Consider the following 18,675-nt stretch of genomic DNA (forward strand, 5'->3'; position numbering starts at 1 on the left):
TTTATTTTCTATCTGGCGAAACTTTTGCTTCAGGACTATCAGGATAAGCTGTCTTTAAAGCTTTGTAAAATTTATTAGCACTTTTTGGATCCCCAACTTTATCTAAGCTAATAGCCGTATGATAAAGTAATTTTGGCACATAATCACCCTTGGTGCTTATAGCAGAACTTTTTTTGTAAAATCCCAAAGCGCCTGCATAATCTTTTTGTTTATATCTTATCTCTCCAAGCCAAAAAGTAGATCTAGCAGGTTTATAATGGATACTAATTAAATGCTCAAATTTTTCTTTTGCATCATCAAATTGATTTTTATTGGTTTCATCAATAGCTTTTTTTAAAATTTCGCTAGATTGCAGTTTTTTCCAACTATCATCTTTCGCTTGAACAATTTCTTTTTCCAAAGTCGTATTTGTTTCTTTAATGACTTCTTGTGTTTTATTGCTTTCGCTAGCAATAGGAACAACTTGGATATTATTTGTTTGATTTTGCACTCTAGCTATTTCCGATTGAAAAAAAGTTATGGTTTGGTTCATATCTTCTTTAGAAACATAATCATCATTAATTTTATTGATCAAAGTTGTTATTTCGCTCAATACTTTTTGAATTTCTTGGTGATTTTTTTCTTGAATTTGCCTATTTTCTTCTACATAAGCTCTTAAATTTTGAATTTCTTTTGTGATATTTGCATCAAAATTTTGATAGTTTTCTTCTAGTGAAAGTAATTTTGTATTCGCTTTAGAATATTGAGCATTTAAACCCTCGGTTACACTTTGTAAACCTTCTATATTTTCTACAGCAGTATTTATCTTACTAGTCAAATTAGTATAATATTCATTTAAAGCTTTTAAGCGTTCTTGATTTTCGTATTGTAATTTTTCATTTTGAGTTAAGCCATAAGGTGTTTTTGTATCTACTTTTCCTGCATCAAATGCTGAAATTTCAGCGTATAAAAAAGTAGCTCCTAAAAGAGCTACTGATAATAATTTGATTTTCATTTATTTAAAACTTATTTTGATAATTTAAATTCTGCACGACGATTTTGCGCATCACAAGCTTTTGTTCTTTCAGTACATACAGGATTAGTTTCTCCATAACTTTTTACGCTTATTCTATCTGCGCTAACACCTTGAGCTACTAAAGATTCTTTAACAGCTTTAGCTCTTTTTAAACCTAGAGCTTGATTGTATTCATCAGTTCCCCATTCATCGCAGTTTCCCTCAACTACAATTGCAGCATTCGCGGCTTCTTTGTTGAAAATTTCAGCATTATCTGCAACAACTTTTTGCATATCTTTTCTAACATTAAATTTATCAAAATCAAAATACACATTTGCAATAGAATTTAAAGATTCAAGATTTTCAAATCTATCAGAACCACCACTACCTTTTGATCCATCTACACTACTTGAACTGCTTACACTAGTATTTTTTGTAGCACAACCACTTACAATAACAGCAAACGCAGTAATTGAAGCAAAAATGATTTTTTTCATTGCTTTTCCCCTTTTTTATTTAAAAATCATGTTTAATTATAACAAAAAAAATACAATTTTGATATTTTACCAATCAATTGATTGAATTTTACCCACCTTTAAACCATAATGAAAGGCTTTATTTGCATTAATTCTAATAACTCCTAAGGCACTTTGTGAACCTAAATATTTAATAAATACTACACTTTCTCCATCACTTGAAAATCTTGGAAAAAGATTTTTACCATTTGCAGTGAGTTGTCTTATATAATCACTCTGGGTTGACATTAAATAAAGATTAAAAACCCCACTTTGATTTACCTCCCTGCTAGAATAAACCATATAATGTTTATAGGTAGAAACTGAAGAATTATTTTTACCATGAAAAACTACTTGTTCTGTTAAATTAGAATCTAAATTTTGCATAAAAATATTTGGATAACCTAAACGATCTGATACAAATACGATTTTTTTATCATCATCTACAAAGTTGCCATTTACATCAATACCCGTATAATTTGTGATCTGTTTTAAATCTTTTGTATCTGTATCATACAAATACACATCTGGCTGATCTTTTGGCGCCATAGTAAGTAAAATTTTTTTACCATCATCGCTAACATCAGAAGCAACCATCATACCCTTACTAGCAATGATTTTTGTGATGTTTTTATTTTTCATATTATATTTATAAAGTGTTGGAATTTCATCCTCATAAGCAGTGAAATAAAATGCATCTTGTTCTTTATTTGCCCATTTGGGAAATAAATTTAAACCTTTTGATATTAATATCTTTTGATAAGTTAAAGTATAATCTGCTAACAAAATATCACTTTGCTTATTACCTTGAGTTCTAGCTATTAAAATTTTATGATCCATCCAATCAACTGGTGCAAAACCTAATTTTCTATTCATTTGAGCGACACTTCTATGTGCTAAAAATGGATATTCTTCAATGGAAAGAATTTGCTCATAAAATCTCGTTTTTGTTTCATTTGCAGCTAAAATTTCAACATCAATATCCAAAAGCTTACCATTTTTATTTAAAACATAAGAAAAAATATAATCACCTTGTTTTTCATCTTGAGTTAATTCAAAATTTGAACTCACTTTTATATCATTAACAAGCATATTATAAAAGCTTTTTTTAAGATCTAAATCATTCAATCTTGATTGATCTTTAATATAAATTTTAGGTAATTGCATACCTTTATTTACAACAGATATTGTCGCATCTTGCCCAAATAATACTGAACAAAAAAATAAAAACGCTAATATTTTTCTCATCACTTCTCCGTTTTAAACTCAATTATATCACTAAGTTTCATTTTAATTTTTCTTATTTTACCATTTGGAGGTAAAGTTATGTATTTTCCTTCTAAATTTTGTAAAAATTCTTTTGCCTTTTTATCAAAATTATCACTATGTGCGCTAGTGGTACTTAACAAATAAAAATATCCGTTATTATCAATTACAAATTCTACTTCTATACTTAAATTACCACTAGGATTGTATATTCTCCATCTATCTTCAAGATGTTTTCTAACAGCACCTAAAAATTGATCATAAACTCCTATTTTTTGTTCTATAACAGATTGTCCTAATTCTTGATTAATTTGTAGATTTTCATTTAATTGCTTAGAAAAATCATTGATTTTTTCTCTTTGAGTAAAAGTAGGTTTTTTCGATGGCATTGAAGATTGTACTTTTGTAGTTTTTTCTTCTTGATAGTCTTCTATTTTGCCAAATAACTCATTGAAAACACTAGCTTGTTGTTCTACATTTTGAGTATTAACATTTTTATTTGTAGTGTATTTTTGCAAAAGATTCTCTTCAAATAAACTTTGCAAATTTTCCTTTTGTAGCTCTTGTATCATATTTACTTGATTTTGATTTATACTATCTCCAAGTTCTATATTAATAAAACTATTGGGATCATTAGTATATTCAATAGCTTTTGGCTTATATTCGACTAACTTAAAAAATACTAAAAAAACAACAAAAAAATAAACTAAAATCGCATAAGTAAAAGCTTTAAAATTATATGTAGAATTTTCTTCCATTTTTTACTCAGTTTGCAAAGCAACTTTTTGAAAACCCAAATGCTTCATTGTTCTTAAAACACTCATTACATCATCATATTTTAAATTCTTATCCGCTCTAATGAAAACTGTTTCTTGAGTATTATATTGCACTTTTAATGCATTCATATTATCCGCAAAACTTAAAAAATTAAATTTATCTTTTCCTATAAAAATTTCTTTTTTTGCATTAATTGTTATAATTAAACTTTTGATATTTGGAGCACTTGAAGTTTTTTGTGAACCTTGAGGAAGTTGAACTTTTTCTTCATATGTAATACTTGGTGCTGTTACCATTAAAATAGCAAGCAATACAAGCATAATATCCACTAAAGGTGTAATATTTAGTTCGGGTTTTTCTTCTAAAAACATCAATTAAACCTTTGCTGAACTTACTAATACTTTTATCTCACTATCTAAAATATTAATTAGTTCATAAGCTTTGCGTTTGATAATCAAATGAAAACTATATGCAGGAATTGCCACTAAAATTCCACAACCTGTAGCTACCAAAGCTTCACTAATTTTTGGTGCAATAATACTCAAAGAATTTTGCATTTCTAAACCACCAAAAGTTTCAAGTATAGAAATAACTGTACCAAAAAGACCTATAAAAGGAGAGGTTGAAGCAATAATACTAAGCCAAGTTAATCCAATTGTGGCTTTTTTTTCAACAGAATTTTTATAAATATTCATCTTAGTTTCATCAATCTCAATACATTTTTTTAAAATTGATGCACTTTGGCTTAAATCCCTCTCTCCTCTCATCAAAGCTTCTAAAGCCTGACTTTCATCTTGCATCCATTTATTAATAAGCATTAATCTTGAAAATAAAATACTAAAACTAAGTATAAAATACACCGAAAGCCAAGCTAATACAATATAAGTAATTAAGCTTGTATTTTCAAAAAAATGAAAAATTGATTGAAAATCCACTATTTTTGCCTTACATTATTATCCATCTTAGCAAAAGTAGAAGCTAAAGCAACACTATCACTACTCATAGATTTGATTAAATCTTTTGCATCTGCTAATCTTTTTGCTATTTCACTATCACTATTTCCTCCAACCCACACAGCACCTTTTGCTAAAACGCTTACTTTCGTTTCAGAAACTTTTGCATGACCTGAATCAATAGCAACTAACTCATGGGTAGAATCTGATTTTTCTATATCTATAATCCCTGCCCTTAAAGAAGAAATTAAAGATGCATGTCCTTTTAAAACACCAAATTCACCTTCACTTCCAGGAAGAACAATAGATTTTACATTATCATTGTAAATCATACCAAGAGGCGTTACCACCTCTATATGTATTAAATTATCCATTATTAAGCCTTAAGTTTTTCTGCTTTTTCAATAACTTCATCAATTCCACCTACCATATAGAAAGCATTTTCAGGTAAATGGTCATATTTTCCTTCTAAAATACCTTTAAAACCTGCTATTGTATCTTCTAAACTAATATATTTACCAGGACTTCCTGTAAATACTTCAGCAACGAAGAATGGTTGAGATAGGAATTTTTCAATTTTTCTTGCTCTTTCAACGATCAATTTATCTTCTTCACTCAATTCATCCATACCTAAAATAGCAATAATATCTTGCAAATCTTTGTATTTTTGAAGTACTGATTGCACTCCACGAGCTACTTTATAATGCTCTTCACCAATAATTTGTGGATCAAGCATTCTTGAAGTAGAATCAAGTGGATCAACAGCTGGATAAATACCTTTTTCAGCAATTGATCTATTTAAAACCGTAGTTGCATCTAAATGCGCAAAAACAGTTGCAGGAGCAGGGTCTGTTAAATCATCTGCTGGCACATAAACCGCTTGAACTGAAGTAATAGAACCTTTTTTAGTTGAAGTAATTCTTTCTTGGAATTTACCCATTTCGCTAGCTAAAGTTGGTTGATAGCCAACAGCTGAAGGAATTCTTCCTAAAAGTGCCGACATTTCAGAACCTGATTGTGAAAATCTAAAGATATTATCAATAAACATCAACACATCAAGTCCCATTTCATCTCTAAAATACTCAGCCATAGTAAGACCTGTTAAAGCTATACGATTTCTTGCTCCTGGTGGTTCATTCATTTGACCATAACATAATGCAACTTTATCTAAAACATTACTTTCTTTCATTTCATTGTAAAGATCATTACCCTCACGAGTTCTTTCACCAACACCTGCAAAAACAGAATAACCGCTATGTTTAAATGCAACATTGTGGATTAACTCCATAATAATAACGGTTTTACCAACACCTGCACCACCAAAAAGTCCTACTTTACCACCTTTTGCATAAGGAGCTAACAAATCAACTACCTTAATACCTGTTTCAAAAATTTCACTTTTTGTACTTTGCTCTTCAAATGGAGGTGGATCTCTATGGATTGACCAATGTTTATCAAAATCGATCTCTTCACCCTCATCAATCAAATCACCTGTTACATTAAAAATTCTTCCAAGTACTTTTTCGCCCACTGGAACGCTAATTGGGTTTCCAGTCGCAACAGCCGTTAAACCCCTAACAAGACCATCAGTCATATCCATAGCGATAGTTCTTACTTTATTATCACCCAAATGCGCAGCTACTTCAAGCACTAGCTTGCATTCTTTTCCTTCTAATTCATAATTTACGATTATAGCTTCGTTAATTTGTGGAAGATATTCTTTAAATTCAACATCAACCACTGGTCCTAAAACTTGAGAAATAAAACCTTGCATCATCACTCCTAAATTTATTTCATTGACTCAACACCACTGATAATTTCTATCAATTCGGTGGTAATAGATTCTTGTCTTGCTTTATTATAAGCTAAATTGAGTTGTTTAACTCTAGCTTTTGCATTATTGGTTGCATTATCCATAGCTTGCATTCTTGCACTATGCTCAGCCGCCAAAGAATCAACTAAAGAAAAATACATATTATATTCAAAATAAGTTTTTAATAAATCATTTAAAATTTCTTCATCTTCAGGTTCTAAATCCATTAAAGATTGAGACTCTTGTTCTTCTTTGCTCGCAATAGCTTGCACTGGTAATAATTCATTAATACGAATTTCTTGCGAAATCATATTTTTATAGCCATTGTGTACAATTACAACCTTATCTGTAACTTCATTTATAAAATCATCAACTGCATTTTCAATAATAGCACAAGCTTTTTCATAATCAGGGCTAGAGCTTGTGTCTAAATATTTTTCTAAAATTTCAATATTTTGAAAATTAAAATACTCAATACCTGTTTTACCAATAGCTCTTAATCTTACCTTGATTTTTTTTGCTTTACAATCTTCGAGCATTTCATTTACTGTTTTAATAGTTTTAATGTTAAAACCGCCACACAAGCCTTTATCAGCAGTAATGAAAATAATATCCATTTTTTCAATATTGTCTTTTTTTCTAAAAAATGGAAGTTTATCATCAAGACCTTCGTTTTGATTAATCTTGAAAGCAATTTCAGATAAAACTTCATCAATTTTTTGAGCAAAAATCTTTGACTTTTTAGCTGCCTCTTCTGCCTTTCTTAATTTGGCAGTAGAAACAAGCTTCATTGCATTAGTTGTTTTTTGTGTATTATGGACACTTTTTATTTTTCTTTTTATTTCTTTTAAATTAGACATTTAAAAACCTTATATATGGTTTGCTTTAAACTCACTCAACGCTTTAGCTAATTTTTCTTCCAAATCTTTATCTAAAGCTTTTTTAGTTCTAATTTGCTCAAAAATTTCTGGATATTTAGCTTCAATAAATGGATATAAGGCTGCTTCAAATTCTCCTATTTTTGAAACTGCAATATCATCTAAATATCCTTTAGTTCCTGCATAAATCATCACTACTTGATTTTCAGCTGAAAGCGGAGAATATGGAGGCTGCTTTAGAACTTCAACCATTCTTTGTCCACGCTCAAGTTGTTTTCTACTTGCTTCATCTAAATCACTTGCAAATTGCGCAAAAGCTTGCAATTCTCTATATTGAGCTAAGTCAAGTCTTAAGGTACCTGAAACTTGTTTTGTTGCTTTAATTTGTGCAGCACCACCAACACGAGATACAGATAAACCAACATTAATCGCAGGACGAATACCTGAGTTAAACAAATCTGTCTCTAAGAAAATTTGACCATCGGTAATTGAAATAACATTGGTTGGAATGTAAGCTGAAACATCCCCTGCTTGAGTTTCAATAATAGGTAATGCTGTTAAGCTTCCTGCGCCAAGCTCATCACTTAATTTACTTGCTCTTTCAAGCAATCTTGAATGTAAATAAAATACATCCCCTGGATAAGCTTCGCGACCCGGAGGACGACGCAAAATCAAAGACATTTCACGATAGGCAACAGCATGCTTACTCAAATCATCATAAACAATCAACGCATGTCTTGAGTTATCTCTAAAATACTCACCCATAGTTACACCTGTATATGGAGCAAGATATTGCAATGCAGCAGGATCTGAAGCACCTGCATTTACCACTATACTATAATCCATTGCGCCGTATTCTTCAAGCTTTTTAACTACTTGAGCCACTGTGCTTTGTTTTTGACCAATTGCCACATAAATACAAATAACATCTTTACCTTTTTGACTAATAATCGTATCTATTGCAACAGTAGTTTTACCCGTTTGTCTATCACCAATAATTAGCTCTCTTTGTCCTCTACCAATTGGAACTAAAGCATCAATAGCTTTAATACCCGTATGTAATGGTTCATGAACACTTTTTCTAGCCATAATACCTTTTGCTTTTTCTTCCACAAAGCGATATTCACTTGTTTCAATCGCTCCTTTAGCATCAATTGGCTCACCTAAAGCATTTACAACACGGCCTATCAATGCATCACCAACTGGAACCTTTAGAAGTTTTTTTAATCTTTTTACAGAACTTCCTTCTTTTAAGCCAAGTCCCTTTCCTAAAATAACAATACCAACACTTGATTCTTCAAGGTTAAGCACCATTCCCTTTTCGCCATTTTCAAATTCAACCATCTCACCGGCCATAGCATTTTTAAGACCATAAACCTTAGCAACACCATCAGCAACTGAAATAATCTTACCGGTTTCTTCTATTTCAAGATTAAAATCAAATTTTTCAATTCTTTCTTTTATAATAGAACTAATTTCATCTGCTTTAAATTTCATCAAGTCTCCTTAAATTGCTTTTAATATATATTCATTCATTTTAGCTTTTAAGCTTTGCATTGAAAATGAAATTTCATAACCAAGTCCATCTAAGCTAATTTTTACACTGTCATTATCACTTATTTTACTATCTAATCTAATCTTTGCGTTGAATTTAAGACTAAGTTTTTCTTCTAAATTTTTAATTTCTTCTTCACTTAATTTTTCTTTTGAATAAACTTGCCCTAAAAATTCATTTTCTTTTAATGCTTTTTGTTCACTCAATTCTTTAGTAATGCTTGGAATTAACATCTCTCTATTGTTGCCAACAACTAAGCTCATAAAATTTTTAAAAGCATCACTTGGATTATCTAATAAAGAAAGTATAAAATCTAATTTTTTTTCTTGTTTAAGCTCATAAGCATTTAAAATACTTACAAATTTATCAGAAGCAAAAGCTGAACTAAGTTGTAATAAATTTGAATAAAAATTTTCAAAATCTTTTCTTTCTAATATAGCTTTTGCATAGGTTTTTGCAATTACACTTTCCATCAAGACACCTTTTTCATCATGATATTTAAAATTTCTTTTTGCTGAAGCTGTAAACTTTGATCTTCAAAAATTTCTTCTAAAACCGCTTGCACAACTTCTTTTTCCATTCTTCTTATTTCATATTCTTTATGCTCTTCATAAGTTTTTTCTAAAGCCTTAATCTCCATTTTTGTTTCAGCTTCTATTTTATCTGTAATGATTTCTGCTTCTTTTTTTGCAAGAGCAACTGCATTAATTGCTTCTTGTTTAGCTAAATCTAGTTTTTTCATCATTTCTAATTTATGATTTTTGCTTGCAATAAGTTTTTCTTGTATTTCATTCATCCTAGAGGCAATTTTTGCAATTCTTCCGTGGTAAAAATTTTTTAAAGGTGTTGCTATAAAATAATATAAAATAGCAGCAAACAAAACAAAATTAACTGCTCTTGGGATAATATCATACTCACCACTTCCATTACCTGCTGCAAAAGCATAAAAAGGAAGCACCAATAATAATGTAATTTTTTTCAACATTTATCTTCCTTAAATTTTACTCAAGCTATCTTTAAAGCTTTGCTTAAATTCTGGCATTTTTAACCGCATCTCTTCTTTTAATTCTTTTTCTTTTTCTCTTAGACTTTTTAGAAAAACATGCATTTGTTCTTCTAATTCTTTTTTCTTTATTGATAATTCTTTTTCTTGTTTTATTTTAGCTTCTTCTACTGCTTTTGCTTTGATTTGATTAATCTCATCTCTTGTTTGTATATGAATTTTTTCCAACTCATTTTCTACATTTGAAACATCATCAGAATTTTTTTTCATTTTTTCTTCGTCATTTTTAATGGTCAAATCTCTAGAATCCATAAATTTAATCAAAGGTTTATAGAGTATAGAATTTAAAATTGCTATCATGAGCAAAAAAATGACACCAGTAGCTATCATGATGGAAAAATGTACATCATTAAACATTAATACTCCTAAATAAATCTAAATAAAACGCGCAATTATACCAAAATATACCTAAAAGCATATTTAATCTAGTATTTTTAAAAATTTTAAAATCTCATTTTCGTCAGAAAAATTAACAATAATTTTTAAATCTTTCACCACTGTCTTAAATCCAAAAGATTCTATTTTTTCTTTTAAATTTAATATAGATTGATTTTGCTTATTTAAATTTGTATTTTTTTCTAAATTATTTGAATTTTTAAAATTTTTAATCAGTTTTTCTGTATCTCTTACATTAAGTTTTTGACCTATGATAGTATCAACTATCATTTTTTCTTCTTCTTTTTCAAGTCCTACTAAAACTTTTGCATGACCTTGTGAAATTTTACCTTCTATAATGAAATTTTGCGTTTGCTCATTTAAATTTAAAAGTCTTAAGGTATTAGCAATTTGTGGTCTTGACTTGTGAATAAGATCTGCTAATTTTTCTTGAGTTATGTCATGAATTTCCAATAATTCTTTATAAGAATGTGCCAATTCTATAGGATTTAAATTTTCCCTTTGGATATTTTCAATCAAAGCAAGCTCGCGTAATTTTATATCATCCACATTTAAAACTACGGCTTTAATCTGTTCTTTTTCTAAAAGCTTACATGCTCTAAATCTTCTCTCGCCAGCTATTATAATATAATCAAATTCATCTTTTTTAAAAACTACAATAGGCTGAATTAAACCATATTCTTTAATAGACCCCGCAAGCTCTTCTAAAGCTTGTGTATCAAAATTTTTCCTTGGCTGATAAGGATTTGGACTAATTAAATCTATATCAATTTCTTCTATTTTGCCTTCTTTTGATCCTAATTCTTTTTCATAAACCTCATCAATATCAGCCAAAATACTACTTAAACCTCTTCCTAATGCACTTTTTTTTGCCATTTTTTATCCTAATATAGAATGTGCTAAATTTTGATATGCTACTGAACCTGGGGATTTTATATCATAAAGTATAATAGGTTTTCCATAACTTGGACTTTCAGCAAGTTTTACATTTCTTGGTATGATGATAAAATCATCTTCATTATCACCTGTTCTAAATAGCTTTTGCTTGAAATTTTGCTTTAAATCTTCCACGGTATCTTTTGAAAGATTATTTTGCGAGCTATACATAGTTGGTAAAAAACCTTTTATTTTTAACTTTGGGTTGATAGTTTTTTTCACAAATTTTATGGTGTTTAAAACCATCGCAACACCCTCAAGCGCATAAAATTCACATTGTATAGGGATAATAACACTATCGCTTGCTGCAAAAGCATTTACCGTAATGCTTCCAAGTGCAGGAGGTGAGTCAATGATAATAAAATCATAATCTTTAGCAATTTCTTTGATTTTTTCTCTTAAAATCGTTCTATATTCTCCGCTTTCTTTTACTACTTCTTGTTCAATTCCAACCAAAGAAATATTTGATGGAGCTAAGTATAATTGTGGAAGTTCAGTTTTTAAAATGATTTCAGAAAGTTTTTTCCTGCCTATAAAAACATGGTAAATATTATACTCATAATTACTTCTATTAAAACCAAGTCCTGTTGTAGCATTAGCTTGTGGATCAATATCTATCAAAAGAACCTTTTTTTCAGCTACTGCTAAAGAAGCCGCTAGATTAATAGCGGTAGTAGTTTTACCTACCCCACCTTTTTGATTTGCAATAGTTATTATCTCACTCATCTTAAACTATATATCCTTTTATTATCTAACAATATAGAACCATCTTTATACAACAAAGCATCTTTTAAAGATAAAATCTTACCTTCATTATGTATAAAAAAATTTCTTGATTTTTCAAATTCTAGCATATACTTGCTAAAAATATTCTTCCATAAAATTTTCTCATCTACATAAGAAAAATACTCATTTAAAAGTTTTGCTATATCTACTTCTATATCTAAAATTTCAGCATTAAATGGAGCATATTTAAGATTAATCCCTATTCCTACAACCAAAAAATCATTGATTTTAGAACTCATCAGACCGCCTATTTTTTTATCTTCTATATAAAAATCATTGGGCCATTTAATCCATACTTTCGAATTTTTTCTTTGCAATACTTCTTTCATTAAAAATGCAAAATATATACTAGCAGAAGCCAAAGGAAGATCTTGCGCTAATTCTTGAGTTTTTATGCAAAAAGATACATGTAAATTTCCTTGCTTACTTTGCCAAGTATTGTCCCTACTACCTATACCAGCACTTTGGATAAAAGCACAAATGGCTGTATTGTTAGTAATTTCTCCACTACGAATTTTATCACTTAAATAAATTTGAGTTGATTCAAGCTCATCAAAATAAACTATCTCCAAGTTTTAACCTTTTTCCATTTAAATAAGTCTTAGCGTCTAAAGCCTTTTTTCCACTTTCTTGTAAATTTTTAATCCTTAAAACACCTTTTTTACATGAAAGCAAAAAGCCTTCCTTTTCTATTTGTAAAATCACACCTGATTTTTGAGTTTTTTCACTATCGACTAATTCTATATCTAAAAATTTCAAACCATTTTCTAAAAAAATTCCAGGCCAAGGTGTAAAAGCTAAAAATTTTTGATAAATTTCATTTGCATTATTTAAAGCAATCAAGCCATCTTCTTTTTTGATTTTTTTACAATGTGTAACTAAATTTTCATCTTGTTTTTTTGGGATAATTTTTTCAAAATTTAAAAGTGTAGAAACAGTAAGTTTAGCAGCTAAATTTGAAAGCATAATAAACACTTCAGCTGAATTTTTACCTTCTATATCACATTCTATACTTTCTAAAATTGCACCACTATCAAGCCCTTCTTCCATAAGCATAGTACAAACCCCGCTTATTTTATCCCCATTTAAAATAGCACTTTGTATAGGCGAAGCCCCGCGATATTTAGGAAGTAAGGAAGCATGTAAATTGATACAAGGAGCAATATCTAAAATTTCTTTTGGTAAAATCTTCCCATAAGCAGCAACAACTATAAAATCAGGTTTTAGGCTTTTTATTCTATTAGTTATGTTTTCATCTTTTAAGCTTTTTGGAGTGAAAATTTCTATATTTAAATTATCTTCTAAAACAAATTTTTTAGTATCACTTGGGGTTAAAATTTGTTTTCTACCCACAGGTTTATCAGGTTGGGTAAATAAAGCTTGGATATTAAACCCTTTATCAACAAGCTCTTTTAAAATACAAGTTGCATAAGATGGAGTTCCCATAAAAATGATATTTTTCATAATGCCACTATCCTTTTTTTATAAGTTTTTATAGCTTTTTGATATGAAAGCTCAAGATAATCTTTAAAAATTTCAAAATTTTTTCTAGAAGGGTTGTTGATGCAAATATATCCCATATAAGCATAAATTGGATGAAGCATGATAAAATCAAGCATAGAAAAATCATAATTTAAACTAACAACCTCACCCTTTAAAGCTTTTTTAGGTTTTTTACCAAAAAGATTTTGGTAATCTTGATCACAAAGAGAGCAACTTAGACGAAATACACCTTCTCTATTTAAATTCGAAGCTTTATCATTTATGCCATCATTTTCTTTAATAGTGCAAAAATAAACTCCGTTTTTTAAAACCTTATCGAGATTATAAAAAAAGCTATGTTCTTTATAAGTAAATTTATATACCAAGCCTTTAAAATTAGACTTGATATATTCTTGAATAAAATCTATAGTTAAATTTTCACTCATCAAAGATTATTTTGACTTCTAATTTTTTTAACTTCTTCTAAAAGCATAAATTTAAGATCTTTAAGTCCAGTTTTTTCAAGGCTTGATACTTTAATAAAAAAACTTTGTGGATTATTTTGACTTTGCAAATAAGCTTTTAGCTCATTATAATCTTCTTCCATTTTTTGTGCAAATTCCTCACCCAAATTTAAACTATCACTTTTTGAAAGCATTAAGCCAAAATTTCTTGCATAAAGTTTGCTTGAAAATTTTTCCAATTCTTTTCTTAAAATACAAAATTGCTCTTTTAAGCTCATATCTCTTAATGGATCAAGCACAAAAAGCAAAAAAGAAGTTCTTTCTATGTGTCTTAAAAACTCAAGTCCCAAACCCCTACCATCGCTTGCACCTTCTATAATACCTGGGATATCTGCCATCACAAAAGAATTATAATCATCTACTTCAACCATACCAAGTTTTGGAGTTAAAGTAGTAAATTCATAATTAGCTATTTCAGGTCTTGCATTAGATACTACGCTTATAAGAGTGGATTTTCCTACATTTGGAAAGCCCACAAGTCCAACATCTGCTATGAGTTTTAATTCTAAGCGCACGCTTAAGGTTTTTCCTGCCACGCCTGGTTGGGCATAATCTGGGCGTTGATTAGTAGAGTTTTTAAAATGAGTATTACCAAGACCACCTTTACCGCCTTTTAAAAATAATTCTTTTTGGCCCTCTACTAACATATCAAGCAAAACTTCCCCACTTTGTGCATCAATTACTTGAGTGCCTTGAGGAACGATTAATTCTAAACTCTCCCCTCTTTTGCCGTTTTTATTACGACCTAGGCCTGGCTGGCCATTTTGTGCTTTAAGTTCTTTTTTACCTTTAAAGTGCGCTAGCGTATGGGTATTATTATCACATATAAAATATATATCGCCGCCATTTCCACCATCGCCGCCATCAGGCCCACCGAGTGGAACATGTTTTTCACGGCGAAAACTCACAGCACCTTTGCCACCATTACCTGAACTTAAAACTAATTTCACATTATCTATAAACATACAATCACCAAAATATAAATTTTTAAAATGATATTATATTTTTTTTAATATATTAAGATTAAAAAGAAGAAAAAGGCTACAAAGTAGCCTTAAAATTATGCAGGATAAACAGAAACTTTTTTTCTATTTTTATCTTTTCTTTCGAATTTTACGAAACCATCAATTAAAGCAAAAATTGTATGATCTTTTCCTATGCCTACATTATTACCCGCATGAGTTGCTGTTCCTCTTTGGCGGATGATGATGTTGCCAGCGCGAACAAATTCTCCACCAAATTTTTTAACACCTAGACGACGACCTATAGAATCACGATTATTCTGAGTTGAACCTTGACCTTTCTTGTGTGCCATTCTTTACTCCTTAAGCTTTAATATCTACTACTCTAACGCGAGTAAATTGTCTTCTAAAACCGCGTTTTAATTTTGAGTCTTTTCTACGTCTTTTTTTATAAATCACAACTTTTTTGTCTTTTCCATGAGCAATCACTTCTAAAACAACTTTTGCACCCGCAACAAACGGCGCACCTACCTTTAATTCTTTATCGCATATAGCAAGAACTTCACTTACTTCTATGCTTGATTTTGCTTCAGCTTCAAAACGATCTAGTTTAAGCTCATCACCTTGGCTTACTCTGTATTGTTTTCCACTGTGTTTTATAATAGCATACATACAGCTATCCTTTCTTAAAATATTTTGGTAGCACCATAAAGCATTATGCATAAACATAATTTTAGAAAGCTTTAATGGCTAAAAGCAGTAATTATATCTTGATTTTATATAAAGTAAGCTTAAGACGCAAAAAGCGTCTTAAGGTTTAAATTAAAGCTCTGGTTTTGGAGTTTTTTCAGTTGCTTTTGGAAGTTGAGGGTAAGTAATGCTTGGTTTTTTACCTGTTAAGGCATGTAAGAAAGTTTCTATAGAAGCTGCTTCTTTATCAGAAATTTCTATGCCAAGTTGCACACTGCCCATTTCTTTAATTGCTTCTTGTAAAGACCAAATAGCACCATTGTGAAAATACGGAGCAGTTTCAGCAATATTTCTTAAGGTTGGAGTTTTAACTAAGCCATTTGCATCACCTTTAAAATCTCCTACATTTGCAAATTTATATTTAGCTGCTACTTGGAAAGCCTGCATACTACCACCTAAATTTACTCCTGTATGACAAGCTGTACAGCCTTTATCGATGAAAGTTTTCAAACCTTCTTTTTCTTTTTTACTTAAAGCTTTTGTATCACCTTCTAAGAATTTATCAAATTTAGATGGAGTTAAAAGTGTTCTTTCAAATGTAGCAATAGCATCTGCAATATTATCAAAAGTTACTCCACTGCTACCATAAACTTTTTTAAATTCTTTTACATATTCTGGCATAGAAGCTATTTTTTCTACTGCTAATTTGGCAGGAGTTGCCATTTCAGGTTCTGCTTCGATTGGCCCTTTTGCTTGATCTGCTAAAGTTCCTGCTCTACCATCCCAAAATTGAGTTGAATTTAAAACTGAATTATAAACTGTTGGCGAATTTAAATGATGAGGATTAGCTGTCCATTTATGTCCTACAGCAGCCGCTATACCATCAGTACCGCCCATACCTAAATTATGACAGGTATTACAAGAAATCAAACCACTTTTAGAAAGTCTTGGCTCAAAATACAGCTTTTTACCAAGGTTAGCTTTCTCTTTAGAGAATTTACTAGCTTTAATACCCATTTCTTTTAATAGTTTTTCAACACCTGTCTGATCTTTTGGTAAAGGCGCCAAACCTGCAGCTTTTGCTTCATCAAGCAAAGCTTTATCGTTAGCAAAAGCAGTTGATGCAACTAATAATGATGATGCAACTAATAATGAAATTTTTTTCATTATCTACTCCTAAATAAGATAAAATAAAGCCTATTTAAAATAAACTTATTGAAAATATATCTATAATTTTCTTTAAATAATATAAAAAATTTATATTTAACAATAAAAATTATTATAGGATAAAATATCTCTTAAATATTTATTTCAGGGTTTTTTGCTATTATTACAGAGTTTTACAAAAATCTTAGGGAAAAGTAAATGGAAAATTTAATAATCTATCTTTTAGCTTATCTTATAGGCGCTATACCATTTGGGCTTTTACTAGCTCAAATTTTTGCTAAAACAAACATTAAAAATATGGGTAGTAAAAGTATAGGCGCTACAAATGTTTTAAGGGTAGTAAAAGAAAGCGATCCTAAACTAGCTAAAATACTTGCTATTGCAACCGCTATTTTAGACGCATTAAAAGGAATCATGCCTATATTAGTGGCAAAATTTATGGACTATGATGAAAATATCTTATGGACTATGGCTGTTTTAGCAGTATTTGGGCACTGCTTTTCTCCTTATTTAAAATTTGAAGGTGGTAAAGGAGTGGCTACAGGGGCTGGGGTTTTAGCAGTATTTTTACCTTTTGAAATAATATCTGCGGTTTTAGCTTGGTTTATCATAGGAAAGGTATTTAAAATTTCAAGCTTAGCTTCATTAGGAGCTTTAATTGTTTTAATAGCTACTTCATTTATTTTTCATTATGACATGCCTATGATCAACACTCATGCACCAATTTTTGTTATTGCATTTATAGTAATTTATAAACATATACCAAATATTTTAAGGCTTATTGGAAAACAAGAATGCAAAGTCATATAAAAGTCAGTTTAGAATTTAAATGTATTATAGGGCTTTTGGATTTTGAAAGAATTCAAGAACAAAAAGTTATTATAGAACTAGAAGCTAAAAGTAAAAAATTTTTAGATTATGCAAAACTTTGTATTAGAATAGAAAAAATTTATAAAAAGAAAAAATTTAAAACTATAGAAAAATCTTTAAAATACATATGCAAAGATATTAAAAAACATAATAAAAAGCTTAAATTTATAAATATCACTTGTTACAAACCTGATATTATCAAAAATGCATGCGTTGGAGCTAGTCTGAGTAAAAAATATTAAAATTTTTTTAAAGAATTTTGAACATTTGCTTAATTTGTGTTATACTTTTGCACTAAAACTATCTTCAAAGGAATAAAATGCGTATTTTAGTTGTAGAAGATGAAGCATCACTTAATAAAACTCTATCAAATACCTTAAATGAGTTTGGCTACCAAAGTGATACTTCAGAAAATTTTAAAGACGCTGAGTATTTTATAGGTATTAGACACTATGATTTAGTATTATCAAATTGGACTATTGGCAATAATGACGCAAGTGATTTAATTAATGCCATTAAGCAAAAATCTCCAAGAACTGCTATAGTTACAATATGCGCAAAAGCAGATAAAGAAAATGAAATCAAAGCTTTGAAAGCTGGAGCAGATGATTATATAAAAAAACCTTTAGATTTTGAAATTTTAATGGCGAGAATTGAAGCTAGACTTAGATTTGGCGGAACAAATGTGATCAAAATCGATGATTTAGTAATTGATCCTGATGAAGAAAAAATCACTTATCAAGGAAAAGATATAGAATTAAAAGGAAAACCTTTTGAAGTTTTAACTCATTTAGCTAGACATTCAGATCAGATTGTGTCAAAAGAACAACTTTTAGATGCTATTTGGGAAGAACCTGAACTTGTAACTCCAAATGTTATAGAGGTTGCAATCAATCAAATAAGACAAAAAATGGATAAACCGCTTAACATCTCTACCATAGAAACCGTGCGTCGTAGAGGATATCGTTTTTGTTTTCCTAAAAAAACTAACTAAAATTTTAGAATGATTTAATCATTCTAAAAAGTAGATTTTGTTTTTTCTTTCATT

At 29.7% G+C, this 18,675-nt stretch carries 25 protein-coding genes; 3 read left to right on the forward strand and 22 right to left on the reverse strand.

What is annotated here, in order from left to right:
• Position 1 precedes the first annotated feature (1 nt).
• From L8X28_RS06045 to L8X28_RS06150, 22 genes are all read right to left on the reverse strand, one after another.
• Positions 2–994, reverse strand: a complete 993-nt coding sequence (locus L8X28_RS06045) for a tetratricopeptide repeat protein (protein ID WP_263661934.1) — start codon at positions 992–994, stop codon at positions 2–4.
• Between the two features lie 11 nt (positions 995–1,005).
• A complete protein-coding gene (gene pal, locus L8X28_RS06050) occupies positions 1,006–1,491 on the reverse strand; it encodes a peptidoglycan-associated lipoprotein Pal (protein WP_133319660.1) in 486 nt (161 codons plus the stop codon).
• 66 nt (positions 1,492–1,557) lie between these two features.
• A complete protein-coding gene (gene tolB, locus L8X28_RS06055; protein WP_263665817.1) occupies positions 1,558–2,757 on the reverse strand; it encodes a Tol-Pal system protein TolB in 1,200 nt (399 codons plus the stop codon).
• Positions 2,757–3,533 (reverse strand): TonB C-terminal domain-containing protein, encoded by a 777-nt coding sequence (locus L8X28_RS06060; protein WP_133319662.1) that lies wholly within the window; start codon positions 3,531–3,533, stop codon positions 2,757–2,759. The genes tolB and L8X28_RS06060 overlap by 1 nt, the downstream gene beginning before the upstream one ends.
• A 3-nt stretch (positions 3,534–3,536) precedes the next feature.
• Positions 3,537–3,926: an ExbD/TolR family protein gene (locus L8X28_RS06065; RefSeq protein ID WP_133319663.1), complete on the reverse strand. Its 390-nt coding sequence runs from the start codon at positions 3,924–3,926 to the stop codon at positions 3,537–3,539.
• Complete coding sequence (locus tag L8X28_RS06070; protein WP_220566504.1) at positions 3,927–4,487, reverse strand: MotA/TolQ/ExbB proton channel family protein; 561 nt, start codon at positions 4,485–4,487, stop codon at positions 3,927–3,929.
• On the reverse strand, positions 4,487–4,879 hold the full coding sequence (atpC, locus tag L8X28_RS06075; protein WP_133319665.1) for an ATP synthase F1 subunit epsilon: 393 nt from the start codon (positions 4,877–4,879) through the stop codon (positions 4,487–4,489). The genes L8X28_RS06070 and atpC overlap by 1 nt, the downstream gene beginning before the upstream one ends.
• A gap of 2 nt (positions 4,880–4,881) precedes the next feature.
• A complete protein-coding gene (gene atpD, locus L8X28_RS06080) occupies positions 4,882–6,279 on the reverse strand; it encodes a F0F1 ATP synthase subunit beta (protein ID WP_263665818.1) in 1,398 nt (465 codons plus the stop codon).
• A 14-nt stretch (positions 6,280–6,293) separates the two neighbouring features.
• Positions 6,294–7,178: an ATP synthase F1 subunit gamma gene (gene atpG, locus L8X28_RS06085; protein WP_263665819.1), complete on the reverse strand. Its 885-nt coding sequence runs from the start codon at positions 7,176–7,178 to the stop codon at positions 6,294–6,296.
• A 9-nt stretch (positions 7,179–7,187) separates the two neighbouring features.
• Positions 7,188–8,693 carry a F0F1 ATP synthase subunit alpha gene (gene atpA, locus L8X28_RS06090; RefSeq protein WP_133319668.1) on the reverse strand — a complete coding sequence of 502 codons (1,506 nt, stop codon included), beginning with the start codon at positions 8,691–8,693 and terminating at the stop codon, positions 7,188–7,190.
• A gap of 9 nt (positions 8,694–8,702) precedes the next feature.
• Positions 8,703–9,224 carry a F0F1 ATP synthase subunit delta gene (locus L8X28_RS06095; RefSeq protein WP_133319669.1) on the reverse strand — a complete coding sequence of 174 codons (522 nt, stop codon included), beginning with the start codon at positions 9,222–9,224 and terminating at the stop codon, positions 8,703–8,705.
• A complete protein-coding gene (locus L8X28_RS06100) occupies positions 9,224–9,736 on the reverse strand; it encodes a F0F1 ATP synthase subunit B (RefSeq protein WP_263659715.1) in 513 nt (170 codons plus the stop codon). Before L8X28_RS06100 ends, L8X28_RS06095 begins: the two co-directional genes overlap by 1 nt.
• Before the next feature lie 9 nt (positions 9,737–9,745).
• Positions 9,746–10,171, reverse strand: coding sequence for a FoF1 ATP synthase subunit B' (locus L8X28_RS06105; RefSeq protein WP_133319671.1), 426 nt, complete (start codon positions 10,169–10,171; stop codon positions 9,746–9,748).
• Positions 10,172–10,234: 63 nt separating this feature from the next.
• Positions 10,235–11,086: a ParB/RepB/Spo0J family partition protein gene (locus tag L8X28_RS06110; protein ID WP_263659714.1), complete on the reverse strand. Its 852-nt coding sequence runs from the start codon at positions 11,084–11,086 to the stop codon at positions 10,235–10,237.
• 3 nt (positions 11,087–11,089) lie between these two features.
• Complete coding sequence (locus tag L8X28_RS06115) at positions 11,090–11,872, reverse strand: ParA family protein (RefSeq protein ID WP_012660935.1); 783 nt, start codon at positions 11,870–11,872, stop codon at positions 11,090–11,092.
• On the reverse strand, positions 11,869–12,504 hold the full coding sequence (locus L8X28_RS06120; protein ID WP_220566507.1) for a biotin--[acetyl-CoA-carboxylase] ligase: 636 nt from the start codon (positions 12,502–12,504) through the stop codon (positions 11,869–11,871). The genes L8X28_RS06115 and L8X28_RS06120 overlap by 4 nt, the downstream gene beginning before the upstream one ends.
• On the reverse strand, positions 12,485–13,396 hold the full coding sequence (fmt, locus tag L8X28_RS06125) for a methionyl-tRNA formyltransferase (protein ID WP_263665820.1): 912 nt from the start codon (positions 13,394–13,396) through the stop codon (positions 12,485–12,487). The genes L8X28_RS06120 and fmt overlap by 20 nt, the downstream gene beginning before the upstream one ends.
• Positions 13,393–13,860, reverse strand: a complete 468-nt coding sequence (locus L8X28_RS06130) for a DUF6194 family protein (RefSeq protein WP_263665821.1) — start codon at positions 13,858–13,860, stop codon at positions 13,393–13,395. The genes fmt and L8X28_RS06130 overlap by 4 nt, the downstream gene beginning before the upstream one ends.
• A complete protein-coding gene (obgE, locus tag L8X28_RS06135) occupies positions 13,860–14,903 on the reverse strand; it encodes a GTPase ObgE (RefSeq protein WP_263665822.1) in 1,044 nt (347 codons plus the stop codon). The genes L8X28_RS06130 and obgE overlap by 1 nt, the downstream gene beginning before the upstream one ends.
• A 95-nt stretch (positions 14,904–14,998) precedes the next feature.
• The gene (gene rpmA / locus L8X28_RS06140) at positions 14,999–15,253 is read right to left on the reverse strand and encodes a 50S ribosomal protein L27 (protein WP_039649045.1); all 255 of its coding nucleotides are present in this window, start codon (positions 15,251–15,253) and stop codon (positions 14,999–15,001) included.
• Positions 15,254–15,263: 10 nt separating this feature from the next.
• Complete coding sequence (gene rplU / locus L8X28_RS06145; RefSeq protein ID WP_263659711.1) at positions 15,264–15,572, reverse strand: 50S ribosomal protein L21; 309 nt, start codon at positions 15,570–15,572, stop codon at positions 15,264–15,266.
• A gap of 150 nt (positions 15,573–15,722) precedes the next feature.
• Positions 15,723–16,757 carry a cytochrome-c peroxidase gene (locus L8X28_RS06150; protein WP_263664993.1) on the reverse strand — a complete coding sequence of 345 codons (1,035 nt, stop codon included), beginning with the start codon at positions 16,755–16,757 and terminating at the stop codon, positions 15,723–15,725.
• Positions 16,758–16,955: 198 nt separating this feature from the next.
• Here L8X28_RS06150 and plsY point away from each other — a divergent pair, with 198 nt between their 5' ends.
• From plsY to hsrA, 3 genes are all read left to right on the forward strand, one after another.
• Positions 16,956–17,567: a glycerol-3-phosphate 1-O-acyltransferase PlsY gene (plsY, locus tag L8X28_RS06155; protein WP_263665823.1), complete on the forward strand. Its 612-nt coding sequence runs from the start codon at positions 16,956–16,958 to the stop codon at positions 17,565–17,567.
• Positions 17,552–17,869 (forward strand): dihydroneopterin aldolase, encoded by a 318-nt coding sequence (locus L8X28_RS06160; protein WP_133319680.1) that lies wholly within the window; start codon positions 17,552–17,554, stop codon positions 17,867–17,869. The genes plsY and L8X28_RS06160 overlap by 16 nt, the downstream gene beginning before the upstream one ends.
• 77 nt (positions 17,870–17,946) lie before the next feature.
• Positions 17,947–18,621 (forward strand): homeostatic response regulator transcription factor HsrA, encoded by a 675-nt coding sequence (gene hsrA, locus L8X28_RS06165; RefSeq protein ID WP_133319681.1) that lies wholly within the window; start codon positions 17,947–17,949, stop codon positions 18,619–18,621.
• Positions 18,622–18,675 lie beyond the last annotated feature (54 nt).

Source organism: Campylobacter sp. CNRCH_2016_0050h, from assembly GCF_025772605.1.
GTDB lineage: Bacteria > Campylobacterota > Campylobacteria > Campylobacterales > Campylobacteraceae > Campylobacter_D > Campylobacter_D lari_D.